This window comes from Arenibacter echinorum, assembly GCF_003259375.1.
In the GTDB taxonomy this organism is placed as follows: Bacteria; Bacteroidota; Bacteroidia; order Flavobacteriales; family Flavobacteriaceae; genus Arenibacter; species Arenibacter echinorum.
The window spans coordinates 20,842-44,271 of sequence record NZ_QLLN01000008.1; the positions used below are offsets into that span (position 1 = coordinate 20,842).

Here is a 23,430-nt window from a genome sequence, read left to right on the forward strand (position 1 = left end):
CCCCCATTGCGTTTCGCTTAAAATAAATTTTCTTTTACCGACATCATTTTATAGCTTTAAGCAAAATAGATGCTAATGAAAAAGGGACTTCTTCTTGCCGCGCTTTTATTGTTTTTTTTATCCTGCAAAGAGAATAAAAATGAAGTGGTAAAAGAAAGCGGTTCCATTGCAGAGCTGCCACAAAAAAAGGAAGTGAAATCACCTTTTTTCTGGAATGCCGCCAACATTTATTTTTTACTTACAGACCGTTTTAACAATGGGGACACTTTAAACGATATTAGCCTAAACAGAACCAAGGAAACTGCTGTATTAAGGGGCTTTATGGGAGGTGATATCCAAGGAATAACCCAAAAAATAAATGATGGCTATTTTACCGATTTGGGTATTAATGCCATTTGGTTTAGCCCTATAGTTGAGCAAATCCATGACATTGTAGACGAAGGTACAGGTAGCACATACGGATATCATGGATATTGGGCCAAGGATTGGACAACTCTGGACCCCAATTTTGGAACAAAAAAAGAACTGGAAATACTTGTTAAGACAGCGCATAAAAATGGTATCAGAATCCTGATGGATATTGTACTCAACCACACGGGACCGGTGACGAACTTAGACCCTGTTTGGCCAAAAGAATGGGTACGCACTGGACCGATATGTGAAAACACAAATTATGAAACAACAACCAATTGTACCCTAGTGAAGAACTTGCCCGATATAATAACGGAATCTGACGAGGCCGTTGAACTTCCAGATGCCCTATTGGCTAAATGGAAGGAAGAAGGGCGACTAAGCAACGAACTGGACGAACTACAAGTTTTTTTTGATCGTACCAAATACCCCAGGGCACCGCGGTTTTATATTATTAAATGGCTTACAGACTATGTAAACGATTTGGGAATAGACGGTTTTAGGGTAGATACGGCTAAACATGTGGACGAAAAAACATGGAAGGAATTATACAGTGAAGCCTCCTATGCCTTTAATACTTGGAAAAGAAAGCATCCGGAAGAGGTCCTGGACGACAATTCCTTTTTTATGGTCGGAGAAGTATACGGTTATGAAATATCCAGTGGTCGTGAATACAATTTTGGGGACAAAAAAGTAGATTATTTTGACAATGGGTTCCACAGTCTGATCAATTTTGAATTAAAGGATGATGCCAACAAGGACTATGAAGCTATTTTTAGCAAATATAACGACCTACTGTTTACTGCATTGGAAGGAAAAAGTGTGGTTAATTACCTTACTTCACACGATGACCTAAACCCCTTTGACAAGGAGAGAAAAAACCCGTATCACGCAGCAAATGTATTATTACTTACCCCTGGTGCCTCCCAAATTTATTATGGGGACGAGTCTGTACGCAGTTTAACCATTGAAGGCACCCAGGGTGATGCTACCCTTAGATCTTTTATGAACTGGGGGGAGTTGGACAGTATTCCATTTAATCAGAAAATATTGGGCTATTGGCAAAAACTGGGAAAATTTAGAAACGATCATCCCGCAATAGGAGCTGGAAAACACCAAAGGCTCTCCAAAAGCCCGTATGTCTTTGGCAGAACCTTTCTGAATGGGGATTTTAGGGATAAGGTCGTAGTTGGCTTAAAACTACCCTTGGGCAAAAAATTCCTATGGGTAAAAGGCTTTTTCGGTGATGGAACAAAACTATACGATGCATTTTCCGAAACCATTGTTACAGTAGAAAATGGCAAAGTATTCCTGGAAAATAACTTTGATATTGCACTATTGGAATTAGTCAAGAATTAAGGGACAAGATGACCCTTACATTCTCCCTATGATCTTTAATGGTAACAATTTAACTTTTTGACAAGACTATTTCTAAATATGTTTCCTAATTTCGTGCACTTCCTTATTTAATGCTAAAAAATGTTTCCAACAGATATTAAATGAAATTGAATAGAAGGCAATTTGTCCTAAAATTGGTTTTGGGGTCCATTAGTTTTGTTATACTTGATTCTTTCTGGTTGGAGACCAATTTTATAGAGTGGACGGAGCACGACATTTCTGAATCGGAATCCAACAAAATCAAAGCCATTCACCTAACCGACCTGCATTTGCGCGGTATAAAATCGGTACATAAATCCATTGCGGACCGAATTAACAAGGAGCGGCCGGACGTCATCTTTTTCACAGGGGATTCTATAGAGCGGAACAAAAACTTAACTGTTTTGGAGGATTTTTTAAGCCTATTAAATGCTCATATTCCCAAAATAGCTATTTTGGGTAATAAGGAATATTCAGGCCGAATAGATTTGCAACAATTAAAAAGCACCTATGGGAGATATAATGGGAAAATACTGGTGAACGAATCACTCATTTTTGAAACCGAAGATAGAAAAATCAACATATTGGGTATTGATGATTTTGTTTGTGGGTACCCAGACTTTACTAAATCTGCCCAAAATATAGATTCATCCTTAACTACAGTAATACTTAATCATTGTCCTATCTATAGGGAAGAAATTGATCAAATAAGTACATCTCTAAATATAAAACCCAACCTAATATTATCCGGGCATACGCACGGAGGGCAGATAACATTTTTTGGAAAGCCCTTTTTTACGCCATTCGGGAGTGGAAATTATGTTAAAGGCTGGTACAACAATGAAATTTCAAAAATGTACGTATCTAAAGGAGTTGGAACTACTATTTATCCTATACGCTTTGGAGCCAGGGCTGAGGCAAGTATTTTCTACATCTAGATACTAATTTTGTGAATGCGTCGCTATTCTGTTGGCTTCCGTTTGCTTTACCACAGCCATAAACCCATGGCCCTCCCCTATCTCTTTCCTAAAGTGCAAAATAATGCCTAGGTGAACTCCACACTATTCAACTCCTTGGACAAACCTTTACATCAAAAATACAATAACTATCTGTTCCAAGTTGGTCATTGGAATTTTGAACTAACCATATTACTTTCGTGACTTAGTTATTTTTCCAGTATCGATTTTAAATTTCGCAGTCCCGCCTCAAAATCCTTACCAACGGCTTTATCCATGTTCATAAACAACATAATGATAGTCATTGGAAACTTGCTCTCTCCCTTAAATCCCCAGGTAACCTTCGTTTTTCCATTTCCCAGTTCCACGAGATCCAAATAACTATCGGAGGTTGACTTAAAGGGCTTCATGAACCGAAGTTCCCCTTCAACTCTTTTACCTTCAACTATCTTTGTTATTTCCTGCTCACCCTCACCCACATCCTTGTTACCGTTCCAATAACTTATGGCCCCCACCTCGCCATCAACACCTGTGAATTTCTTTTCCATGTTGGGGTCTTTTATGGCCCAAGGAGACCACTCCTGCTGTTTCTTTAAATATTTTATATTATCAAAGACTTCAGCCTTTGGTTTGGAAATTTCTATGGATCGGGAAACATCATAGCTTTTGGGAGCTATTAGGGCCAGAACGACAATCAATATAATAATCCCTATAATTATATAAAGTAATATGGCCATGAGCTTTTAGGTGTTGGTTAGTCCTGTACTAAATATACTAAAAATATCATTTTGTTCCATGAAATCTGGCCAAAACATCATTCAAACTCCGTACAGATTTCTTGGTCCAATCCAATCTTTTTTCCAGTTTCTCATTTTCGGTCAACCTCCAATTTATGTTCTCTTTGCGTAATTGGCTCGTTAAGGTATGCAAGATTATTGCGGCTGAAACGGAAATATTTAAACTTGCGGTAAACCCGACCATTGGTATTTTCAGGAAAGAATCTGCCTTTTCCAACACCTCTTTACTTAACCCGTCCCGCTCCGTTCCAAAAAATAGCGCTGTTTTACCATCAAACTTAAAACCAGTTAAGGAGCAATTATTTTCATGAGGGGTCGTGGCCACAATTTTATACCCTTGTTCCCTCAAAGTGTCTATACAATTCATCGTGGTATTGTATCTTTTTATATCAACCCATTGCTGGGCTCCCATGGCAATATCCTTGTCCAGTCGCTTGCCAAACTTGCTTTCTATAAGGTGGGCCTGCTGTACCCCAAAGACATCGCAGCTTCTTACCACAGCGCTGGTGTTGTGCATTTGGTAAACATCCTCTATAGCAACCGTTATATAATTTGTTCGATCTTCCAGAATATCCATGAAACGAGCTTTCCGCTCAGGGGTTATAAAACCTTCCAAATAATCAAGCAGCTTCAGATCGACCATAATCCTAAGGTATTAAAAAAGAAATCGTTTAATTTTACAAATATTACTATATTCTATCACAATGAAAAAAATAGTAGTCTTAACCGGTGCAGGAGTCAGTGCGGAAAGTGGAATTAACACTTTTAGGGATGCGGATGGATTGTGGGAAGGTCATGATGTTATGGAAGTAGCCACCCCTCAAGGTTTTCAGAGGAATCCCGATTTGGTACTAAATTTTTACAACGAGAGAAGAAGACAATTGTTCAAAGTCCTTCCCAACTTGGCCCATAAAGCTTTGGTACACTTGGAGGAGCATTTTAATGTTAGCATCATTACCCAAAATGTGGATGACCTGCACGAACGGGCAGGTAGCTCCAAGGTAATTCATTTGCACGGGGAGTTATTAAAGGCCAGGTGCAGTCATAATCCCAACAAAATAATTGACTGGAAAACCGACATTAAAATAGGCGACCTTTCGGAAGATGGAAAACAATTGCGCCCCCATATTGTATGGTTTGGTGAGGAAGTTCCATTATTGGCAAAAGCAGCAAATATTACACAAACAGCCCATATTTTAATCGTAATTGGCACCTCGATGCAAGTTTATCCAGCAGCCAGTTTAATACACTACGTACCCCGGGATACGCCAATTTACTTTATAGACCCCAAACCTAATATAAGTAAAACGGATTTTAGCGGACTCACTATAATACAGGCGAGTGCCGTAAACGGGGTACCCCAATTGGTTTCGGATTTAATTGGAAGGGAATCCTAAATTTGGTTGTCCAGGGGTATATAAGACTATAATACTTGGCCCGTTTAGCCAGAAGTTTAAAGTTCTTTTTATATTTATTTTTTAGAATACCAACAGCTGTATAAAACAATACTATGCTTACAATCCAACAAAAAAATTAAATTTTAGGTGTATCCGTGACCAACTTAGAACTCTATAACACCCTTAACTACATTGACCATTCCAGGACCAAAAGAATGGAAATGTCTAACCTTATACTAAACAATCCGTCCAGTATTGCAACCCTAATGGAAATCGCCTTTCAAGTAGATGACCCTGTTTCCTGTAAAGCATGTTGGGTTTTGGAATTTACTTCCAAAGAACATTTGACCTACCTCTTTCCGAGTATGGATACTTTTGTCCATAATATTGGTTCGGTACATTTGGATCCGGCAGTAAGACCCATTGCAAAAATATGTGAGATCTTAATGAAGTCATACTTTCAATTCAAGGACCAGGAAACCCGTGATACTCTGAGCGAAAAACACTTGGAAAGTATAACATCCGCTTGTTTCGATTGGCTTATAGGTGACCATAAAGTGGCGGCCCAAGCATATTCTATGACCAGCCTTTTGTTATTGGGCATTAAGTTCAATTGGATTCACCCGGAATTGCGCATGATACTGGAACAGAACTATCAAAATGGGAGTGCAGCTTACAAGGCCAGGGCAAGGATGACCTTGGCAAAGCTAAGGTAGGTAACGGCTTTTGTACAAATAAGGGAACAATATTCCACTTCACTTTTAAACTCTTTAACTTATAGCTATCTTTGCGCTTTTCCAAAATCAATCAAATAGCATAAGATGTCATTAAACAAATTAAACGCCATATCCCCTATTGATGGCAGATACAGAAACAAAATAGATTCCCTTGCCTTATATTTTTCTGAAGAGGCCCTTATAAAATATAGGGTGCGCGTAGAAATTGAATATTTTATAGCACTATGCGAAATTCCACTTCCTCAGCTTTCAAATTTTGACAGTTCAAAATTTAATGATTTGAGAAAAATCTATATTGATTTTGACTCGGAGGACGCCATGGCTATTAAGGAAATTGAAAAGGTAACCAACCATGATGTAAAGGCTGTTGAATATTTTATAAAAAAGGAGTTCGACAAATTAGGTCTGGAGGCGCATAAGGAATTTATCCATTTTGGACTTACCTCTCAAGATATCAACAACACGGCTATTCCCCTGTCCATTAAAGAAGCCATGAACGAGGTTTACGTACCCCAATATTTGGAGGTATTGAACAAGTTAACGGCTTTGACCAAGGAATGGGAAGCTGTACCCATGTTGGCAAGAACACACGGCCAGCCCGCGTCCCCAACCCGTTTAGGAAAAGAGATCGAGGTATTTGCTGTTCGTTTGGAAGAGCAGTTTAACCTACTTAACGATATTCCAAGTGCAGCTAAATTTGGTGGCGCAACAGGGAACTATAATGCCCACAAGGTTGCCTACCCTAAAATTGATTGGAGAGATTTTGGGCAAAAATTTGTTCAGGAGAAGCTTGGCCTACACCATTCCTTTCCAACTACGCAGATAGAACATTACGACCATATGGCCGCCTTGTTCGACTGCCTCAAGAGAATCAATACTATTATAATAGATTTGGACCGGGATTTTTGGACGTATGTTTCCATGGACTATTTTAAACAAAAAATAAAAGCTGGCGAAGTAGGATCTTCCGCCATGCCCCATAAGGTAAACCCAATCGATTTTGAAAACTCCGAAGGGAATTTGGGAATTGCCAACGCCATTTTCGAACATTTATCAGCCAAACTTCCTATTTCCAGGTTGCAGAGGGATTTAACAGATAGTACGGTGCTTAGAAACGTTGGCGTGCCTTTTGGCCATACACTTATAGCCTTTCAATCCACATTAAAAGGGTTGAATAAACTATTGTTGAATAAGGAGAAGTTTGAGCAAGACCTAGAAAATAATTGGGCCGTAGTGGCTGAGGCCATTCAGACCATTTTAAGGCGTGAAGCCTATCCCAATCCTTATGAAGCATTGAAAGGATTAACACGGACCAATGAGAAGATTACACAGCAGTCCATTTCCAATTTTATCGACACCTTGGAAACAACCGAAGAAATAAAAACTGAATTGAAACAAATTACCCCAAGTAGTTATACGGGTATTTAAAAAATACCAATGTGTACAACCTTTGCAAAAGGTTAAAACAACATCTTTGAATTAAATTTAAAGCAATCCAGAGTGCTATAAGGATACTCTGGATTGCTTATTTTATTGACACTACAAAGGAACAACGCTTACCCCTTCTTTTGTATCTCCACCTGATGTGGATATGGTATCTCAATACCTGCCTTATCCAGTGCTAACTTGCAATTTTCTAATGTCTCAAAATATACCGACCAATAGTCTCCCGGAACACAAAAGGGGCGTACGGCAAAATTTACGGAGCTATCCGCCAACTCCGATACGTTAACCGATGGTGCAGGGTCTTTCAATACCTTTGGATTGGACTCCAATACCGCCAATAATACTTCTTTGGCCTTCTTTATATCCTCGCCATATCCAATTCCAATGGTAGTGTCCACTCTCATCTTACCTTCAGCGGTATAGTTTATAATATTGCCATTGGCCATGGCACCATTGGGCACAATGGCCAGCTTATTTTGTGGTGTTATAAGTTTTGTAGTGAAAATTTCAATTTCCTTTACGTTACCCAATACTCCCTGTGCCTCTATTAAATCCCCAATTTTGTAGGGCTTAAAAATCATGATCAAAACCCCGCCGGCGAAGTTGGACAATGAGCCCTGCAGTGCAAGGCCAACAGCCAAACCGGCGGCGGCGATTACTGCGGCGAAGGTGGTTATATTTATCCCTAACTGCCCAATGACCACTAGGATCAAAAATATTTTAAGGACCCATGACACCATACTAAGTAAAAAACGTTGTAGGGATTCATCGTATTTACTAGTGTACATAACCTTTCTTGTACCACCAATAATCCTTTTTATAACCCATAATCCAATTATGAAAATTAACAAGGCCGTTAGTACCTTAGGTCCAAACTCCTTTGCCAATTCTATTCCGTAATTAAGCCATTCTTCTGCTTTTTCCATAATAATATATAGTTAGTGTATTTTGTAAGTACTAATATAGAAAATAAAAAAACTCTTAAAACTGCTTTCCCAAGCCTTGCCAAAAGGAAATCTATAGACCGAAGATTCAAGAGCTTGTTAAGCTTTTATATAAATACCAGGTAAGCACTTATAATCCGATAATACATTGCCTATCCCAAAAAAATGGTCATAAAAAAGCTCTGAGTTGCCGTTTGGCTAAACAGAGCTTCAAAACTTTAATAATATTGAATTATGTAATTCCTTGTTTAACTTTTCAAAAAATTTCCGATTTTTCCCAAGCCTTCTCCCTTATAATCCGATTTCTCCAAAGCCTTCATAAACTGGACCAATTTGGCAGGGTTCATATTTTTACCCAAAACGCGGACCAGCATAAGACCCTTCTCCTCACTATCACCATAGATAATTACCTCATCAATGGCATCATCATCACCCAAATATCTTACAGAAGCTTTGCCATATCTGGTGTTCATTTTCATCAGCTCGGTGAATTTGCCATTTTTTAAGATGGCAGCGATATTCGCTTTTTCTTTTTGAAACTCCATAAGGTTATCCTCGGTTATTTTAAACGCCAGGATATTTAATTTTTTTAATGACCCAAGTGCTTCCCTTTGGTCTTCGGTTAAATCGGCCTTCTCCATGTTCAATAGACTTACAGGCAGATCTACCGACAAAAAATTGGGATTATCCGTATTGTCAACAAAATATTCCTGTAGACTTTGTGTTGACGAACATGCAGAAATTGCAAAGATCAACAATATGGCCCAGGCCAATTTTTCAACTTTTGTTCTCATATACTTTATTATTAAGTTTTGACCAACAAGGGTAACGGCCTTTTTAGTTGGACACTACCCTAACCTGCTATTACTTGTTCTTACCCGCCTTATTTAGCTCGGACGGTAAATTCATCTTTTGAGTTAACGATCCTATCTTGTTTAGATCTATATCCCCGGTTAGCGATAGCAATACCGTTTCAAATTTCCTGTCATTGATTTCCACGTTCCCATTTTTAATTCCGGTAACAAACATGAGTAATTCACTTACATGGTCTTCATCCTTCCCGCTCTTGATGTAAAACTTTACGTTGGCATCCTTATCCTTGACCCTCATTAGTTCCTGTAATGACGAGGATTTCAAATACTTCTCCATGGTAATCTGCATGTCTGCGGAAATCTTTTTATCCTCGGTAATAAAAACCTTTAAATTTTTCAGGTTTTGGGCTATATCCATAAAATCCTGAGCCTCTTTGTCATCGACCTCAACATTAATCTTGCTCAATAATTTAAACATGCTTTCATTGACCACTACGGCGCTTACATTGTCCAAATCTTCAAATTTATCGAACATAGATTGTGAAAACCCAATAAAGGGCAACACGGCTACTAATACTATTATGATATTCTTCTTCATCTTTTTAAATTTAATTTTTGTTGTAAATTTTTTGTTTTGTTTCTTCAAACTCCCTTAAATAAGCTACTTTCTCGGTTCCCTTACCAAGATTGGTCGCCAAAAGACTTAATGCCTTTTTAGTTTCCTGATAGGCGTATTCCGCTTTTTTCTGTTCTTGATAACTTCTTCCAAGATATATACCAAATATCAAAATGCTCACTGCCGCAACGGAAATCCACTTTAAATAACTTTTTTTTCTAGGTTTTAGTGGAACTTGTTTGGTAAACTTTTCTTCTCTGGCTATGGAAAAATACTGAAACATTGGGGCATATTCTTTTAAGTGTAAAGGAACATCTTCCTTTGCAAAATATTCCCTCAACATTTCTTCTTCGGCAACCGTAGCGTTTGCTTCAAAATACCTTTCCAATAATTTTTCTATATTACTTAATTCCATAATTGTGCTTTTGAACTAATTTTTCCCTCACTGTTTTTCGCGCTCTGGATAAAGCTACTCTAACCGCGGTAGCACTCATACCCAAAAGTTCTGCTATTTCCTCAAATTCATACTGTTCCACATCCCTTAACTGTAAGACCATTTTTTGCTGTTCCGGCAAATCCTCCATGATTTTTTCTATCCAACTTAGACTATCACTAACTTCCACCTGATTTTGTAGTGAAACGTTTTCATCCTTGTAATTACTGTGAACCAATTTTAAGTTTCCGGCCTGTTTGGATTTAAGTCGGTCCAAGCAAAAATTCTTGGTCATCATCATGGCATAGGCTTCCACATTATTATAGTCCTCCATCATATTGTTCTTGGACCATAGCTTCATTAAGATTTCTTGTGTGGCATCTTCAGCTTCTTCTTTAGAGACCAACAAACGTTTTGCCAGTCTATACAGTTTATCCTTAAATGGCAATACCACATTTAAAAACTCGGTTTGTTGCATTTTGGTTTAGTTGTTTATAATCCTAAATAACAGGCTTACAATAGGAAGACGACATACATCGAATTTTGTTACAATTAATTTCCAATTCGTTACAATGTAAGTAAATTAGCGCAACGGAAACCAAATTGGCATTATTACCGTATATAAATAAATCGTTCCCCAAAACTGATTCATACTTTTTTAATGGAATGATATTTGTAAGCCACTACTCGTCATGTTTTGGCAATTATGTTAAAAATTATGAAGAAGTATTTATTGTTTTTATTAGGATTGAGTTTGTTCCTCTCCAGTTGTAGCAAGAATAATGACACCCAGCTTGCCGAGGAAATAGCAGAAAATGTTAGTACCCCGGAAGCAGAAATAGATGTAACAGTCCAAAACTTTATGTGGCAGACCATGAATACCTATTATTTTTGGCAAAGTGATGTAGCTGACTTGGGAGATTACCGTTTTGCTTCCTATGACGATTACGTTTCATATTTGGAAACCGAGGAAGACCCCGGGACATTTTTTGAAGAAAAACTACTTTACACGGAAGACCGATTTAGTTTTTATTCCGATGATTATAAGGAATTGACACAATCTTTTGCAGGAATATCCAAGAGTAATGGTTTGGAATTCGGTTTGAGCTTATTTGTCGATAGTGATGATGTTTATGGATATGTACGTTACATTGTACCTAATTCCAATGCTTCTACCAAGGATATCCAAAGAGGGGATATTTTTACAGGTGTCAATGGCACTTCCCTTAATTTGGATAACTATATAGACCTGTTATTTGGTGATAGCGACACCTACACCTTAAATATGGCAGAAATCTCCAATAATGTTATTACCAACACAGACAGTGAAGTTACTTTAACAAAAGAAGCTAACTTGACCGAAAATCCGATCTATATCAACAAGGTTTTGGAAACCGGAGGAAAAAAAATAGGCTATTTAATGTACAATGGCTTTACCAACGAATTTGACGAACAGTTGAATGATGCCTTTGGAGAGTTCAAGTCCGCCGGCGTTACGGATTTAGTATTGGATTTAAGGTACAATCCAGGTGGATCGGTCAATTCGGCCCGATTATTATCCAGCATGATTTATGGTACCTATACCAATAGTGTTTTCCTGAAGGCCAGGTATAATGCTAAGCTGCAATCAGAGTTTAAGGACACCGACCTTATTGAGTATTTTGCCGACGCAACGGACAACAATACCCCTATAAATACGTTAGGCCTAAGCAAAGTTTATATTATTGCTACCAGGAGTAGTGCATCAGCAAGTGAATTGGTTATGAACGGCTTGGACCCTTACTTAAATGTAATACATATCGGGACCACAACAACGGGGAAGAATGAATTTTCGGTTACCTTTGTAGACGATTTGGACAATGGCAATGTTTACGACCCAGATAGAGAGGATAATATTAACCCTGATAATCATTGGGCCATTCAACCATTGATAGGGCGAAATGAAAACGCCAATGGCTTTTCCGAGTATACGGACGGACTTACACCTGATATTTCGTTGAGTGAAGATCTATCCAATTTAGGAGTTCTGGGCAATTTGGATGAACCCCTGTTGGCCAAGGCCATTGCCGAGATTACAGGAACTACCGCAAAAATGGATTTTACAGTGGATATGCCGGTTAAATTGGTAAGTAGTTCCAAAATGTTCACAAAGATTAAGGATAATATGTTTATGGATATCAAAAAACCCTTAAACTTGAAAATTAATCAGTAACCAGTGCTCTGTATAAGGTGCCGCTAAAGCCTACAAGGATTAACATAGGCTATTTAATATAATGTGCGACACAATTAATAATACAATTACAATATGAAAAAAATCCTAGGCCTTCTATTAATTGCCATTGTTCTTTCCTGTTCGGACAAAGATGATGACGCATTCGTCTTCCCAAAGGAGTCAACCGTGCAAAACTTTATGTGGCAAGGCCTGAATCAATGGTATTTTTGGCAGGCGGACGCCCCTAATTTGGGAGATAGCAGGTTCGCCACCAATGACGACTATGTGGCTTATCTAGAAACATACACTGATCCAGAGGAGTTTTTCTACCAGACCTGTTACAAACATACTAAGGTAGTTGGTAGTAGTTCCGCTATTGATAGGTTTAGTTTTGTTGAGGACGATTATGAAACACTGGTAAATTCCTTAAGTGGCGTTTCAAAAAGCAATGGACTTGAATTTGGCCTTGCAAGAAATGAGGGCAGTACCGATCTTTTTGGATACGTACGATATATAATTCCGAACTCCCATGCATCTACCAAAGATATTGCCAGGGGGGATATTTTCACTAGAGTGAACGGGGTTCAACTGACCGATGCCAATTACATAAGCCTACTTTTTGGAAATACAGATACCTATACCCTTGGTATGGCAGATATTTCTGGTACTGTAGTAACCGATAATGACAGTGAAGTAACCTTGACCAAGTCTGCAGGATTGCAAGAAGATCCAATATTGGTAGCGAAAACCGTAGAGGTCAACGGAACCAAAATTGCCTATCTAATGTACAACGGTTTTACAAGTAGCTTTAATGAAGAACTAAATACAGTCTTCGGACAGTTTAAAACAGCAGGGGCAACGGAATTGGTGCTTGATCTTCGTTACAACCCTGGAGGTTCGGTAAACAGTTCCAGATTATTGGCCAGTATGGTATATGGCACCAATACTAGCGAATTATATGTAAGACAAAGATGGAACGATAAAATACAATCCATGCTGAATAAAGAGCAATTGGAAGATTATTTTGCAAATAAAACAGACTCAGGATCTGCGTTAAACAGTCTAAACCTTAGTAAAGTATATGTTCTGGCAACAGGAAGCTCCGCATCGGCCAGTGAATTGGTAATGAACGGTCTGGCACCTTATGTCAATGTTTTTCATATTGGCGAAACTACCAGGGGCAAGAACGAATTTTCCGTTACCATGGTAGATGACGTAGACAATGATTATATCTACAGGTCCGACAGGGAAAATAAAATAAACCCCAGTAATAGATGGGCCATGCAGCCTCTTATGGGGAGAAATGAAAATTCGGACGGTTTTTACGACTATACCTCTGGCTTGGCTCCCGATGTTGTATTAGCGGAAGATCTTGCTGATCTAGGAACATTAGGGGATGTAAACGAACCACTTTTTGCAAGGGCAATCCAAGAAATTACCGGAGTAAGTGCCAAAAAGGACTTTAGCGTAAAAATGCCAGTAAATGAAGTATCCAACTCCAAAATGTTTACGGCTATTAAGGATAATATGTATCTGGACAAACCTATTGATATTACTTTTCAATAAGCTTTGCTTATAGATTAATGCCCCACGGGCTATAAAACAAAAACCCCTCTTCTACTTGGTCCTTGCCAGGTAAAAGAGGGGTTTTGTTATACATTCGTTATTGGTCAAATAACTTTCAGGATTTCCCTAACCAAAGAATACCCAACCTTATGGACCAATAACCTAATTAAAGTAAATTCCACCTGGAATAATCCCCACAGTTATAGCTTCTATAGCCATTTTGGTGTTTAGATCATAAACAGTAAGCGTTCCGTTACTTGCATAATCGCCTGCATCTGTACCATACAACCTACCATTATTAATCACCATGCTATAAAAACTGACGTCTTCCAAGACGGCTTCCATGCCCAAGGTGGTTGACGACAAACTCTGTTCAAATACGGTATCTCCCAAATGATAGTACAAAACACCTCCATCTAAATTTAAACCACTGGGATGCTGGGTAGTTTCAAACTGGATATTGTTGTCCACCTCATTGGTGACCGTATTGATCTTTGACAGTACCCCGGCCGTTTCATCTTCCGTATAGGCAGGTTTACCTGAGGCCAATACCCATAAGTTGCCGGAGGCATCCAATTGCATAGAATTGGGTGCATCCCCTACCGCAAGCGTTTTTATTACCTCATTGGTAGCGGTATTGATAACCGAAACCTTATTGTTCTGCCCCCAAGCACCCTGATGGGCTACATAAACTGTATTGTCCTTGGCCAAAATGGCTTCAGGGCCCAAAGCTACAGATATGGTGCCTTCCACCGCATAATCCTGAAGATTGATAATGGCTACAAAATCATCTGTTTCATCGGCAGTATCACCCCAGTTGGTAACATACCCCTTGCCGTTGGCTTCAATAAAATACCTCGGGTTGTTCAATCCGTCGGTAATGCTCGCTATTTTTTCAAAAGTATACCTGTTTACTACATTTATCTTGTTGGAGACATTGGCTACTATAAACGCCTCATCCTCCGTAAATCCTATCGACTGTACAACGTTTCCAAGATCCTCATCATTCTTCATTTTATAAATTCCGTTATTTACTACGGATAGATCCTCGGAAATAAATGTGACCGTTCCCGTGCCATTGCTAAAGGGGCCTTCATTGGAAACCAATATTCCATTTGCGTAATCACCCAAAGGCTCTTGATCCTGCTCATCATCGTTGGAACATGACCAGGAAAGGCCTATAGTCAATAGGGATAAAAAAACATTTCTACTCTTCATTTGTTTAAACTGTTTTAAAATTTAGTAATTAATTGTAGTTGAAAATTTCTATTGGGCATGGGCCTATAGGCCACGTTCTGATAATTTTTATTAAACAGGTTGTTCACTTTTAAACCTAAAATAAATTTGATTTTGGAAATGTCAGGCCAATGGTAATCCAATCCTATGTTGCCAACTGTATAAGAGGGCAAACTGTCGCTATTGTCTGTAGTGGTATAGACCGATCCATTGTATAAAAATTGATAAAAAGCTACCAACTTCTTATATTGATAGGCCACATTAGACCTCAACATATGCTCAGGGACATAGAGTAGTTGATTTTTGGTTGCATTATCGATTGATTTAGTATAGGCATATTCACTTTCCCAAACCAATTCTTGGCTTCCCCATTTCCTTTTCCAATCAAAACCCAGTTCCAGACCGTACTGGGAAACATCCTGAACATTCATAGCCATCCAAATTCCTTGTGCATTGGGCCTCCATTGAATTAAATTATCGGTTGTTATGCTATATGCATTTAATGAGAGTGCTAGGTTTTTAACTTCAAGCGTCTGCCCCAGTTCCAACTGCCAAGAGGTTTCTGGCAAAACTTCCAAATTACCACTGGCCCCTGCCCCAGACCAGTAAAGGTCATTAAATGTAGGAACCCTATGGTTTTTGGATGCGTTCATATTTATAGTGTAGTTTTTGGCTACCTTATAACTGCCGTTCAGTGAAAAAAGAAAGGGGCTTTGATAATCGCTGACCACTTCCTGTCTCAGGTTTACACCATAATTTAATTTATCTGAGAGTTCATGGGAAAAAAGAAAAGTACCGGAAACAAAATTTCTTTGGGCATTTTCAATAGAAGCCCCTTTGGCCCAAATGGAAGAAATGTCTACAATTCCATTCAAGGTAATTTTGTTCCATTGATATTTGTAATCGTAGTTGGCAAGGAGGGTGTTGGCTTGCCCAAAGCTAAACTCATCCCTCTGCTTATTTGGGAAATAACGATAACGTTCGTATAAATGCCCCACTTTTAAACGTGCAATCTTCCGTTCGTTAAAGCTGCTCAACTCTATGAGCGACCTGTGGTTTAAATCCGTGTAATTTTCATCGGCCGGAGCCGTCAAGGTCCCAGAAAAATTCCTGTCCCCATTAAAGGTATTGTGGTACAATTTTAAGATTTGTTGATCGGACAAAATAAAACCAACATTTGCATTTAAATTAAGTTGATCATAAGCACCATTCTCGTTTCTGCTGTCTGTTCCGAGATACTTATAATCGTTATCCGAAGCTATGTGGTTGATTCCAATATGAAAAGAGGTTTTTTCTGTACCAAGGGAAGTATTAAAAGCCAGTTTGCTAGTATTGAAACTACCATAACTTGTCTGTAAACTATTTTTCCAGCTGTCATTAAACCTGAAGCTATCGTTTAACAGAATTGTTCCGCCAACTGCACCACTCCCATATTGCACGGAGCCCCCGCCACTTCTGACAACAACATCCCCATAATTCCCTGGAATCAAAGTATTGAAATCTGTCTGACCGGTAAGTTGTGAATTTATATTAATCCCGTTCCATACTACAGCTGTTTGCTGGGCATTGGTTCCCCGAAATGAAGCTGAAGAGACCATTCCATAACCATTTTCCTTAAAATACACATTGGAATTGTACCGCAGTAAATCGGTTAGTGAGGTGCCACTTTTTTGTTGAACGGAATCATTGACTACCCTAACTTTTGTTCCTTTTGAAAAATGAAGCAGCTTGGCGTCGCTTAAAATAACCTCGTCCAAAACAATAACACCATCTCTCTGTCCAAAAACTTGAACAAAGGCCAATAGTCCAATAAAAAATAAAAATATTTGCTTTTTTTCCATATTCAAGAAGATCCTTTGCCCGAAGATCTATTCTATTTTGTGCTGAATATGGCAGGTCTCCTGACTTGCGTACTATCATTTACCTTCCCACCCCATAATTTAGGGCAGTGGTATTAGAAGAAATGATAGCCATCCAATAAACATGGATTAAGCTCACAGTTGCGGGAACAGTTTCGGAGTTTCACCGAATTCCCTTTTAATCCTATCCCCAACACATTAGGGAATAGAAACCAAAATTCGCAGCGAAACTACTACTTTTTTTCGGAAGTATCACTGTACTTTTTTCTATTTAGTTTATAGGCTAACCAGATAAAACCAACAATAAAGTGCAAGACTATAACAGCCGCAATAATATAAATTAGGGTGTTGGACTCTCCTCTCATAATTTTTTATTTGTCCAAAAATAAATACTCTTATAGCAATAAATTATGACCATTGTTAGGCTTTTAGAAATTTTGATTCAAGAAATTAATGCTACTTTTGAATTCTTAAACAAACCTTTAGCCCCTTGAACAAAGCCCTTCTATTCCTATTCCTTCTATGTATTTGTTCTTGCAAACAGCCTAAAAAGGAGACTGTTTCCAGTTCTGTGTTATCGCAACCAGTAAACATAGAATATGCCCAAGGTTTTACCATTGATAGGACATCGCCAGATGTAACCATTATTAAAGTATCCTCACCTTGGCCAGAATCTGAAGCCAGTTTTATCTATGCTCTGGTAGCTAAAGAAAAATTGTCGACCATAACATTGAATAGGGATGAGTACGATGCCATTATTGGGGTGCCCGTCCAAAAAATAGTTGTAACCTCTACCACCCATATCCCCGCATTGGAAGCACTGGGAGCGGCTGATAAATTAATAGGATTCCCAGATACGGAGTACGTATCCTCCCCAAAGACCAGAACACGAATAAATTTGGGATTGGTGCAGGAATTGGGCAACAATGAATCCTTAAATTCAGAAATGGTAATCGCCCTAAATCCCGAAGTAGTGGTAGGATTTAGCATTAACCACGAAAACAAGGCCTACGAAACTATTCAACGATCCAATATTCCGGTAGTTTACAATGGGGATTGGACAGAGCAAACACCTTTGGGAAAGGCGGAATGGATAAAGTATTTTGCCCCATTTTTCCAAAAGGAGGAAATGGCCGATAGTATATTCCGTACTATTGCAGATAATTACAATAACGCAAAGACGCTTGCAAAAAAGGCAAATAACAGACCTAGGGTTCTAAGCGGAGCCCTTTATAAGGATATCTGGTACCTGCCAGGTGGAAAAAGTTGGGCCTCTAAATTTATAGAAGATGCAAATGCAGAATATTTATGGAAGGATACGGCTTCAAATGGAAGCCTTTCCCTAAGTTTGGAAAGTGTACTTGAGCGTGCCCATGATGCCGATTTCTGGATTTCCCCCTCACAATTTGGGAGTTATTCGGAACTAAGCGAAGCCAACCGACATTATACCCAGTTTTCTGCTTTCAGAAATAGAAAGGTGTATACCTATGCCAATTCCAAAGGGGAAACTGGGGGATTGCTCTATTTTGAACTGGCACCGAACAGACCGGATTTGGTCCTAAAAGACCTTATCCATATTTTTCATCCCGAGCTGCTTCCCAACTATATACCGACCTTTTTTAAACCCTTGGATTAAGTGCTTCAATTAAAAACATATAGAACCTATTTTGTCCTTCTGCTGATGGTAATGTTGGTTTGTTTTATGGTGAACATTAGCTTAGGCTCGGTATCCATTCCCTTACAGGATACGTGGAACGCTATAATCGGAAGAACCACCCAAGTAGATTCTTGGAGCTATATTATTTGGAACTATAGAATTCCCAAAGCCTTAACCGCCATATTAGTAGGTAGTGGTTTGGCCTTAAGTGGTTTATTGATGCAGACCTTATTTCGAAATCCCTTGGCCGGCCCCTTTGTTTTGGGCATAAGCGCCGGCGCAAGTTTAGGCGCTGCCCTATTAATTTTAGGGTCCTCCCTATTCTCCGGTATTTTAGCCTTCGGAATGGTAAATGATATTTCCTTGGCATTGGCGTCCAGTATCGGGAGCTTTCTGGTGTTATTGGCCGTCATGATTGTTGCCGCCAAGGTAAAGGACACTATGGCCCTTCTCATCATAGGCCTAATGTTCGGCAGTATTACCACCGCAGTGGTGAGCGTATTGTCCTATTTTTCCACCGCCGAAAAATTACAGCAATATGTATATTGGTCTTTTGGAAGTATCGGGAATCTATCCTGGAACCAACTTTTATTGTTATTAATGATTATAGCAATTGGAATTTTGATCAGTATTTTTTCCATAAAACCCCTAAACGCCCTTTTATTGGGAGAAAGCTATGCCAAAAGTCTGGGGGTAAATATGAAGCGATCCCGGTATTCCATAATTGTTGCCACGGGATTGTTGGCAGGTGGCGTAACTGCATTTGCAGGCCCCATTGCCTTTATAGGCCTGGCCGTGCCACATTTGACCCGACAAATTTTCAATACCACCGATCACAAAGTTTTGGTTCCGGCAGTATTGATTTATGGTGCTATTTTAATGCTGATTTGCGATACCATTGCCCAACTTCCCAGTTCGGCCAGTGTTTTACCCATTAACGCCATAACATCCATCATTGGAGCACCTGTGGTTATTTGGCTGCTATTAAGGAAAAGAAAAATGATTTTTTAATTCTTGATCAATATCGGGCAGCGGTAATGTACCTTCTATGAATAAGTAGTGTAGAATGAGATATTAACACAGAAAAAAAGGAATAACTTAGCAACTTAATAATTTACCTAAAATAGATACCACTACTCCCCATATCGCCCTAAAAACGGAAAACCTAAGCATAGGTTATGCCAACAAGAAGCAACTGTCCTGCATTGCCCGGGATATAAATTTTTCCCTTGTGAAAGGGGAACTTGCCTCAATTGTAGGTATTAATGGTATTGGTAAGTCTACCTTATTGCGTACCCTTGGCAATGTACAGCCTAAATTATCTGGCAGTATTACTTTGAACATGTTGCCTATGGAACAACATACTATAGCCGAACTGGCAGCTGAAGTAAGTGTTGTTTTAACAGAACCCATTGCCTCCAAAAATTTAACGGTATTGGAACTGATTAGTCTAGGTCGGCAGCCTTACACCAATTGGATAGGTACACTTACCTCAGATGACAGAGATCAGATCTCCATGGCACTGGACATGGTCCAAATTTCAGAATTAAAGTCCAAAAAATGTTATGAACTAAGCGACGGACAATTGCAGCGTGTAATGATCGCCAGGGCCATAGCACAGGATACCCAGCTAGTTTTACTAGATGAGCCTACAACACATTTGGATCTATACCATAAGGTACAAATATTGAAATTGCTCAAATCCATAGCCCACACAACAAAAAAAACCATCCTCTTTACTACCCACGAAATTGAAATTGCAATTCAGTTGTGTGACAAAATGTTGATTTTGGAAAAACACCAAAGCAGCTTTGGTTCCCCTTGTGAATTGATACAACAGAAAAGTTTTGAAAATTTGTTCCCTACAGACACCATTACTTTCGATGCCCAAACAGGTTCTTTTAGAGTTAATAAGTAATAAAAGTCAACATCACTATTTTTTAACACAATCCACTATCTTTACGGCAAAGATCAATAATTAAATGAATGAATTGCTAGTATATGCAGTCCTTGCCCTAGTTGGCCTTGCAGTTGGATATTTCCTTGGAAATTATATCCAAAATCTAAAAACAAAATCCAGTCAAAGCGCCCTTTTGGAGCGGGAACAGCAATTGAGAACAAACCTCAGCGTCCTGGAACAGAAATTATTGGATGCAGAGGAATACAAAGCGCAATTACAATCCGAAAAGGAACAATTGGGCAATAAAATAGTCCGTTATCAGGCGGAAATGGAGAATTTAGACCTGAAAAATCGGGAACAAAAAGGGGAAGTAGAAAAACTACAGGAAAAATTTACCAAGGAGTTCGAGAATTTGGCCAACAAGATTCTGGATGAAAAGAGCACCAAATTTACAGAGCAGAATAGGGAGAACATTAAAAATATATTGACCCCTTTACAAGAGAAAATAGTTCTTTTTGAAAAAAAGGTAGAGGACAGCCAGAAAGAAAGTGTAGGCATGCATTCCGCCTTAAAGGAACAATTGGCCAATCTTCAAACACAAAACCTTAAAATAACCCAAGAAGCTGAAAACCTAACCAAAGCCCTAAAAGGTGACAGTAAGATGCAGGGCAATTGGGGCGAATTGGTATTGGAACGGGTGCTTGAAAAATCGGGCCTGGAAAAGGACCGGGAATATACGGTGCAACAGAGCTTTACCCGCGAAGACGGCAGTAGAGTACTACCCGATGTTATTATAAACCTGCCCGACGGTAAAAAGATGATCGTGGATTCCAAGGTTTCCTTAACGGACTATGAACGATATGTAAACGCCGAGGATGAACTAAAGGACAAATTTCTTAAAGATCATATCAATTCTTTAAGAAGACATGTAGACCAACTTTCTGCCAAGAAATATGAGGACCTTTATGAAATGGAAAGTCCGGATTTTGTACTCATGTTCGTTCCCATAGAACCTGCATTTGCTATTGCAATAAACAACGATAACAACCTGTACAACAAGGCATTTGAACAGAACATAATCATAGTAACCCCTTCCACCCTATTGGCCACCTTACGTACCATTGACACCATGTGGAACAATGAAAAACAACAACGCAATGCCATTGAAATTGCTCGTCAAGCAGGAGCCTTATACGACAAATTTGAGGGTTTTGTTGGGGATTTGATGAAGGTGGGGAAAAAGATGGATGAGGCCAAGACGGAATACAAGGGAGCTATGAACAAATTGGTCGATGGCAGAGGAAATATTATTTCAAGTATAGAAAAACTAAAGAAAATGGGAGCCAAAGCAAAGAAATCCATACCAGAATCGATTCTCAAGAGAGCCGAGGATGATGATGAAGAAAACGAGGAACCCTTAACGCTGCTTTAAGCAAATTAAAGATTTAAAATGAAAAAAATTCTCGGATTAACCGTACTAGGCCTGGTTCTAATATTTACCGCCTATTTTTTGTTTGTATATTTTGTTCCTTATAGCGAAGGAATCCGTTCCGGAGAACTAATTAAAATTAGTCACAAAGGAGTACTCATAAAAACATGGGAAGGCGAAATTAGTCAAGGGATATCCGGAGCACAAATATTTTCCTTCTCGGTCTTAAAAGACGATGTAATTGCCAATTTGAAGGAATATCAGGGGTCTTATGTAAAAGTGACCTATATTGAGCGCTATAGGACCTTCTTTTGGTTAGGAGATACCAAATATTTTGTCACTTCTGTTGAAAAAGAAAAATCTCCCCACTTAAATTAAAAACGATGGACAAATTTAAAACAGCAAAACAATCCAGAGTATCCATAACCGAGCTTATGTTACCTTCCCATTCCAATTTTGGGGGAAAGGTACATGGTGGCCACATATTAAACCTTATGGATCAAATAGCCTTTGCCTGTGCCTCAAAGCACTCTAGAAAATATTGTGTAACGGCTTCCGTGAACAAGGTGGATTTTTTGAATCCTATTGAAGTTGGGGAGTTGATCACACTTAAGGCCTCGGTAAATTATACTGGTCGCACGTCCATGGTTATAGGCGTTCGTGTGGAATCTGAAAATGTAACTACAGGTAAGAAGAAGCATTGCAATTCCTCTTATTTTACCATGGTCGCCAAAGATGCAGACGGACGGAGCACCCCTGTACCCGGCCTGATCATTGAAGACGAACAAGGGGTTCGCAGGTTTTGCCGTAGTATTCAACGGAAAAAACAGGCCATGTCCAGAAGCAGTCAATTTGAATCGTCCCAATTTAAAATTAATGACCACTTAAAGGATTTGGACAACGAAAATGTAAAAATTAATCTGGATCCCGCTTAGTTGATTTGGGCTGCGGCCTCCTCATCCAAGAACCATATTAATTCCCCTGATGAAGGCGACACCAAGGAAGCCGGATAACTTTCATGACCTTCCTCTTTGGTAATTATAGACCTGACTTTTTCAGCTTTACTACCTCCTGTCACCAAAAACGCAACCGTTGTGGCATTATTGATCAGTTTCCCGGTTATGGTAATCCTTCTTTGTCCCGAATCAGGATGAACTGCTACTTCACAGTTATTCGTTGAGTCCCATAAATCAATTTCATGTGGGAAAATAGATGCTGTATGTCCGTCATCACCCATACCAAGGATTACCAAATCAAATTGAGGTGTGTTATTCACTATGGGCAATTCCTCCTCCAAGACCTTTCCATATCTTCCGGCCTCCAATTCCGGCAGGTCTTCCCCTCTAACTCGATGAATATTATCCTTGGGAATATTGATCTTGGACAACAAGTGATCTACTGTCATTTTGTAATTGCTTTCCGAATCGGTTGGAGGAACACATCGCTCATCTCCCCAATACAAATGAACCGTAGACCAATCAACATCCTTGTAATGCTCTGCCATATAATCAAAGACTACCTTTGGGGTACTACCTCCTGACAAGGCAATATGGGTTGTTTTATTTTCTTTTATCAGTTCTTTCAAATAATCGGAAAAGTTTTTGGCAACTTCTGTTTTGGTAGGCGATATATTAATATGCATCTA

23 protein-coding genes and 1 riboswitch are annotated in these 23,430 nt (G+C 39.1%); of the genes, 13 read left to right on the forward strand and 10 right to left on the reverse strand.

Features of this window, described 5'->3' with window-relative positions; all coding sequences use genetic code 11:
• Positions 1-75 precede the first annotated feature (75 nt).
• On the forward strand, positions 76-1,770 hold the full coding sequence (locus LV92_RS18570) for an alpha-amylase family glycosyl hydrolase (RefSeq protein WP_111625254.1): 1,695 nt from the start codon (positions 76-78) through the stop codon (positions 1,768-1,770).
• 140 nt (positions 1,771-1,910) lie between these two features.
• Positions 1,911-2,726, forward strand: a complete 816-nt coding sequence (locus LV92_RS18575) for a metallophosphoesterase (protein WP_111625108.1) — start codon at positions 1,911-1,913, stop codon at positions 2,724-2,726.
• Positions 2,727-2,953: 227 nt separating this feature from the next.
• Here the strand turns inward: LV92_RS18575 and LV92_RS18580 are convergent, their stop codons facing one another.
• Together LV92_RS18580 and LV92_RS18585 are read right to left on the reverse strand one after the other, a co-directional pair.
• Positions 2,954-3,481 (reverse strand): SRPBCC family protein, encoded by a 528-nt coding sequence (locus tag LV92_RS18580; RefSeq protein WP_111625109.1) that lies wholly within the window; start codon positions 3,479-3,481, stop codon positions 2,954-2,956.
• A gap of 46 nt (positions 3,482-3,527) precedes the next feature.
• Complete coding sequence (locus LV92_RS18585) at positions 3,528-4,184, reverse strand: TrmH family RNA methyltransferase (RefSeq protein WP_111625110.1); 657 nt, start codon at positions 4,182-4,184, stop codon at positions 3,528-3,530.
• Positions 4,185-4,245: 61 nt separating this feature from the next.
• On the opposite strand from LV92_RS18585, the gene LV92_RS18590 reads away from it, so the two are divergent.
• From LV92_RS18590 to purB, 3 genes are all read left to right on the forward strand, one after another.
• A complete protein-coding gene (locus LV92_RS18590) occupies positions 4,246-4,938 on the forward strand; it encodes an SIR2 family NAD-dependent protein deacylase (protein WP_111625111.1) in 693 nt (230 codons plus the stop codon).
• A 221-nt stretch (positions 4,939-5,159) separates the two neighbouring features.
• Complete coding sequence (locus tag LV92_RS18595; RefSeq protein ID WP_317046774.1) at positions 5,160-5,654, forward strand: adenylosuccinate lyase; 495 nt, start codon at positions 5,160-5,162, stop codon at positions 5,652-5,654.
• 105 nt (positions 5,655-5,759) lie between these two features.
• Positions 5,760-7,103 (forward strand): adenylosuccinate lyase, encoded by a 1,344-nt coding sequence (gene purB / locus LV92_RS18600; RefSeq protein ID WP_111625113.1) that lies wholly within the window; start codon positions 5,760-5,762, stop codon positions 7,101-7,103.
• 128 nt (positions 7,104-7,231) lie between these two features.
• Here purB and LV92_RS18605 read toward each other — a convergent pair whose 3' ends face one another.
• The 5 genes from LV92_RS18605 to LV92_RS18625 form a co-directional block, all read right to left on the reverse strand.
• Positions 7,232-8,047 carry a mechanosensitive ion channel family protein gene (locus LV92_RS18605; RefSeq protein WP_111625114.1) on the reverse strand — a complete coding sequence of 272 codons (816 nt, stop codon included), beginning with the start codon at positions 8,045-8,047 and terminating at the stop codon, positions 7,232-7,234.
• A 266-nt stretch (positions 8,048-8,313) separates the two neighbouring features.
• Complete coding sequence (locus tag LV92_RS18610) at positions 8,314-8,859, reverse strand: DUF4252 domain-containing protein (protein WP_111625115.1); 546 nt, start codon at positions 8,857-8,859, stop codon at positions 8,314-8,316.
• 70 nt (positions 8,860-8,929) lie between these two features.
• Positions 8,930-9,475 (reverse strand): DUF4252 domain-containing protein, encoded by a 546-nt coding sequence (locus LV92_RS18615; RefSeq protein WP_111625255.1) that lies wholly within the window; start codon positions 9,473-9,475, stop codon positions 8,930-8,932.
• A gap of 10 nt (positions 9,476-9,485) precedes the next feature.
• The gene (locus LV92_RS18620; RefSeq protein ID WP_111625116.1) at positions 9,486-9,908 is read right to left on the reverse strand and encodes a hypothetical protein; all 423 of its coding nucleotides are present in this window, start codon (positions 9,906-9,908) and stop codon (positions 9,486-9,488) included.
• Positions 9,895-10,404 (reverse strand): RNA polymerase sigma factor, encoded by a 510-nt coding sequence (locus tag LV92_RS18625; RefSeq protein ID WP_111625117.1) that lies wholly within the window; start codon positions 10,402-10,404, stop codon positions 9,895-9,897. Before LV92_RS18625 ends, LV92_RS18620 begins: the two co-directional genes overlap by 14 nt.
• 240 nt (positions 10,405-10,644) lie before the next feature.
• On the opposite strand from LV92_RS18625, the gene LV92_RS18630 reads away from it, so the two are divergent.
• Both LV92_RS18630 and LV92_RS18635 read left to right on the forward strand, forming a co-directional pair.
• The gene (locus LV92_RS18630; protein WP_111625256.1) at positions 10,645-12,138 is read left to right on the forward strand and encodes a S41 family peptidase; all 1,494 of its coding nucleotides are present in this window, start codon (positions 10,645-10,647) and stop codon (positions 12,136-12,138) included.
• Positions 12,139-12,231: 93 nt separating this feature from the next.
• The gene (locus tag LV92_RS18635) at positions 12,232-13,704 is read left to right on the forward strand and encodes a S41 family peptidase (protein WP_111625118.1); all 1,473 of its coding nucleotides are present in this window, start codon (positions 12,232-12,234) and stop codon (positions 13,702-13,704) included.
• A 162-nt stretch (positions 13,705-13,866) separates the two neighbouring features.
• Here LV92_RS18635 and LV92_RS18640 read toward each other — a convergent pair whose 3' ends face one another.
• Both LV92_RS18640 and LV92_RS18645 read right to left on the reverse strand, forming a co-directional pair.
• On the reverse strand, positions 13,867-14,922 hold the full coding sequence (locus tag LV92_RS18640; RefSeq protein ID WP_111625119.1) for a YncE family protein: 1,056 nt from the start codon (positions 14,920-14,922) through the stop codon (positions 13,867-13,869).
• 14 nt (positions 14,923-14,936) lie between these two features.
• Positions 14,937-16,781 carry a TonB-dependent receptor gene (locus tag LV92_RS18645; RefSeq protein WP_111625120.1) on the reverse strand — a complete coding sequence of 615 codons (1,845 nt, stop codon included), beginning with the start codon at positions 16,779-16,781 and terminating at the stop codon, positions 14,937-14,939.
• A 33-nt stretch (positions 16,782-16,814) separates the two neighbouring features.
• A riboswitch (cobalamin riboswitch) is annotated at positions 16,815-17,031 on the reverse strand.
• Between the two features lie 258 nt (positions 17,032-17,289).
• On the opposite strand from LV92_RS18645, the gene LV92_RS18650 reads away from it, so the two are divergent.
• The 6 genes from LV92_RS18650 (at position 17,290) to LV92_RS18675 (ending at position 22,720) form a co-directional block, all read left to right on the forward strand.
• The gene (locus LV92_RS18650) at positions 17,290-18,435 is read left to right on the forward strand and encodes an ABC transporter substrate-binding protein (protein WP_111625121.1); all 1,146 of its coding nucleotides are present in this window, start codon (positions 17,290-17,292) and stop codon (positions 18,433-18,435) included.
• On the forward strand, positions 18,436-19,467 hold the full coding sequence (locus LV92_RS18655) for a FecCD family ABC transporter permease (RefSeq protein ID WP_245946437.1): 1,032 nt from the start codon (positions 18,436-18,438) through the stop codon (positions 19,465-19,467). It abuts the gene before it with no gap.
• Between the two features lie 112 nt (positions 19,468-19,579).
• Positions 19,580-20,374: an ABC transporter ATP-binding protein gene (locus tag LV92_RS18660; RefSeq protein WP_111625123.1), complete on the forward strand. Its 795-nt coding sequence runs from the start codon at positions 19,580-19,582 to the stop codon at positions 20,372-20,374.
• A gap of 64 nt (positions 20,375-20,438) precedes the next feature.
• Positions 20,439-21,788 carry a DNA recombination protein RmuC gene (gene rmuC / locus LV92_RS18665; protein ID WP_111625124.1) on the forward strand — a complete coding sequence of 450 codons (1,350 nt, stop codon included), beginning with the start codon at positions 20,439-20,441 and terminating at the stop codon, positions 21,786-21,788.
• An 18-nt stretch (positions 21,789-21,806) separates the two neighbouring features.
• Positions 21,807-22,163: a 6-phosphogluconate dehydrogenase gene (locus tag LV92_RS18670; protein ID WP_111625125.1), complete on the forward strand. Its 357-nt coding sequence runs from the start codon at positions 21,807-21,809 to the stop codon at positions 22,161-22,163.
• Between the two features lie 5 nt (positions 22,164-22,168).
• A complete protein-coding gene (locus tag LV92_RS18675) occupies positions 22,169-22,720 on the forward strand; it encodes an acyl-CoA thioesterase (RefSeq protein WP_111625126.1) in 552 nt (183 codons plus the stop codon).
• Here the strand turns inward: LV92_RS18675 and pgl are convergent.
• On the reverse strand, positions 22,717-23,427 hold the full coding sequence (gene pgl, locus LV92_RS18680; protein ID WP_111625127.1) for a 6-phosphogluconolactonase: 711 nt from the start codon (positions 23,425-23,427) through the stop codon (positions 22,717-22,719). The two genes, LV92_RS18675 and pgl, sit on opposite strands and share 4 nt — an antisense overlap.
• Between the last annotated feature and the right edge of the window lie 3 nt (positions 23,428-23,430).

What these genes read in the sequence shown, in the direction of transcription:
- LV92_RS18570 (WP_111625254.1), top strand. Translation starts at nt 76, where the DNA reads ATGAAAAAGGGACTTCTTCTTGCCGCGCTTTTATTGTTTTTTTTATCC.
- LV92_RS18575 (WP_111625108.1), top strand. Translation starts at nt 1,911, where the DNA reads ATGAAATTGAATAGAAGGCAATTTGTCCTAAAATTGGTTTTGGGGTCC.
- LV92_RS18580 (WP_111625109.1), bottom strand. Translation starts at nt 3,481, where the DNA reads ATGGCCATATTACTTTATATAATTATAGGGATTATTATATTGATTGTC.
- LV92_RS18585 (WP_111625110.1), bottom strand. Translation starts at nt 4,184, where the DNA reads ATGGTCGATCTGAAGCTGCTTGATTATTTGGAAGGTTTTATAACCCCT.
- LV92_RS18590 (WP_111625111.1), top strand. Translation starts at nt 4,246, where the DNA reads ATGAAAAAAATAGTAGTCTTAACCGGTGCAGGAGTCAGTGCGGAAAGT.
- LV92_RS18595 (WP_317046774.1), top strand. Translation starts at nt 5,160, where the DNA reads ATGTCTAACCTTATACTAAACAATCCGTCCAGTATTGCAACCCTAATG.
- purB (WP_111625113.1), top strand. Translation starts at nt 5,760, where the DNA reads ATGTCATTAAACAAATTAAACGCCATATCCCCTATTGATGGCAGATAC.
- LV92_RS18605 (WP_111625114.1), bottom strand. Translation starts at nt 8,047, where the DNA reads ATGGAAAAAGCAGAAGAATGGCTTAATTACGGAATAGAATTGGCAAAG.
- LV92_RS18610 (WP_111625115.1), bottom strand. Translation starts at nt 8,859, where the DNA reads ATGAGAACAAAAGTTGAAAAATTGGCCTGGGCCATATTGTTGATCTTT.
- LV92_RS18615 (WP_111625255.1), bottom strand. Translation starts at nt 9,475, where the DNA reads ATGAAGAAGAATATCATAATAGTATTAGTAGCCGTGTTGCCCTTTATT.
- LV92_RS18620 (WP_111625116.1), bottom strand. Translation starts at nt 9,908, where the DNA reads ATGGAATTAAGTAATATAGAAAAATTATTGGAAAGGTATTTTGAAGCA.
- LV92_RS18625 (WP_111625117.1), bottom strand. Translation starts at nt 10,404, where the DNA reads ATGCAACAAACCGAGTTTTTAAATGTGGTATTGCCATTTAAGGATAAA.
- LV92_RS18630 (WP_111625256.1), top strand. Translation starts at nt 10,645, where the DNA reads ATGAAGAAGTATTTATTGTTTTTATTAGGATTGAGTTTGTTCCTCTCC.
- LV92_RS18635 (WP_111625118.1), top strand. Translation starts at nt 12,232, where the DNA reads ATGAAAAAAATCCTAGGCCTTCTATTAATTGCCATTGTTCTTTCCTGT.
- LV92_RS18640 (WP_111625119.1), bottom strand. Translation starts at nt 14,922, where the DNA reads ATGAAGAGTAGAAATGTTTTTTTATCCCTATTGACTATAGGCCTTTCC.
- LV92_RS18645 (WP_111625120.1), bottom strand. Translation starts at nt 16,781, where the DNA reads ATGGAAAAAAAGCAAATATTTTTATTTTTTATTGGACTATTGGCCTTT.
- rmuC (WP_111625124.1), top strand. Translation starts at nt 20,439, where the DNA reads ATGAATGAATTGCTAGTATATGCAGTCCTTGCCCTAGTTGGCCTTGCA.
- LV92_RS18670 (WP_111625125.1), top strand. Translation starts at nt 21,807, where the DNA reads ATGAAAAAAATTCTCGGATTAACCGTACTAGGCCTGGTTCTAATATTT.
- LV92_RS18675 (WP_111625126.1), top strand. Translation starts at nt 22,169, where the DNA reads ATGGACAAATTTAAAACAGCAAAACAATCCAGAGTATCCATAACCGAG.
- pgl (WP_111625127.1), bottom strand. Translation starts at nt 23,427, where the DNA reads ATGCATATTAATATATCGCCTACCAAAACAGAAGTTGCCAAAAACTTT.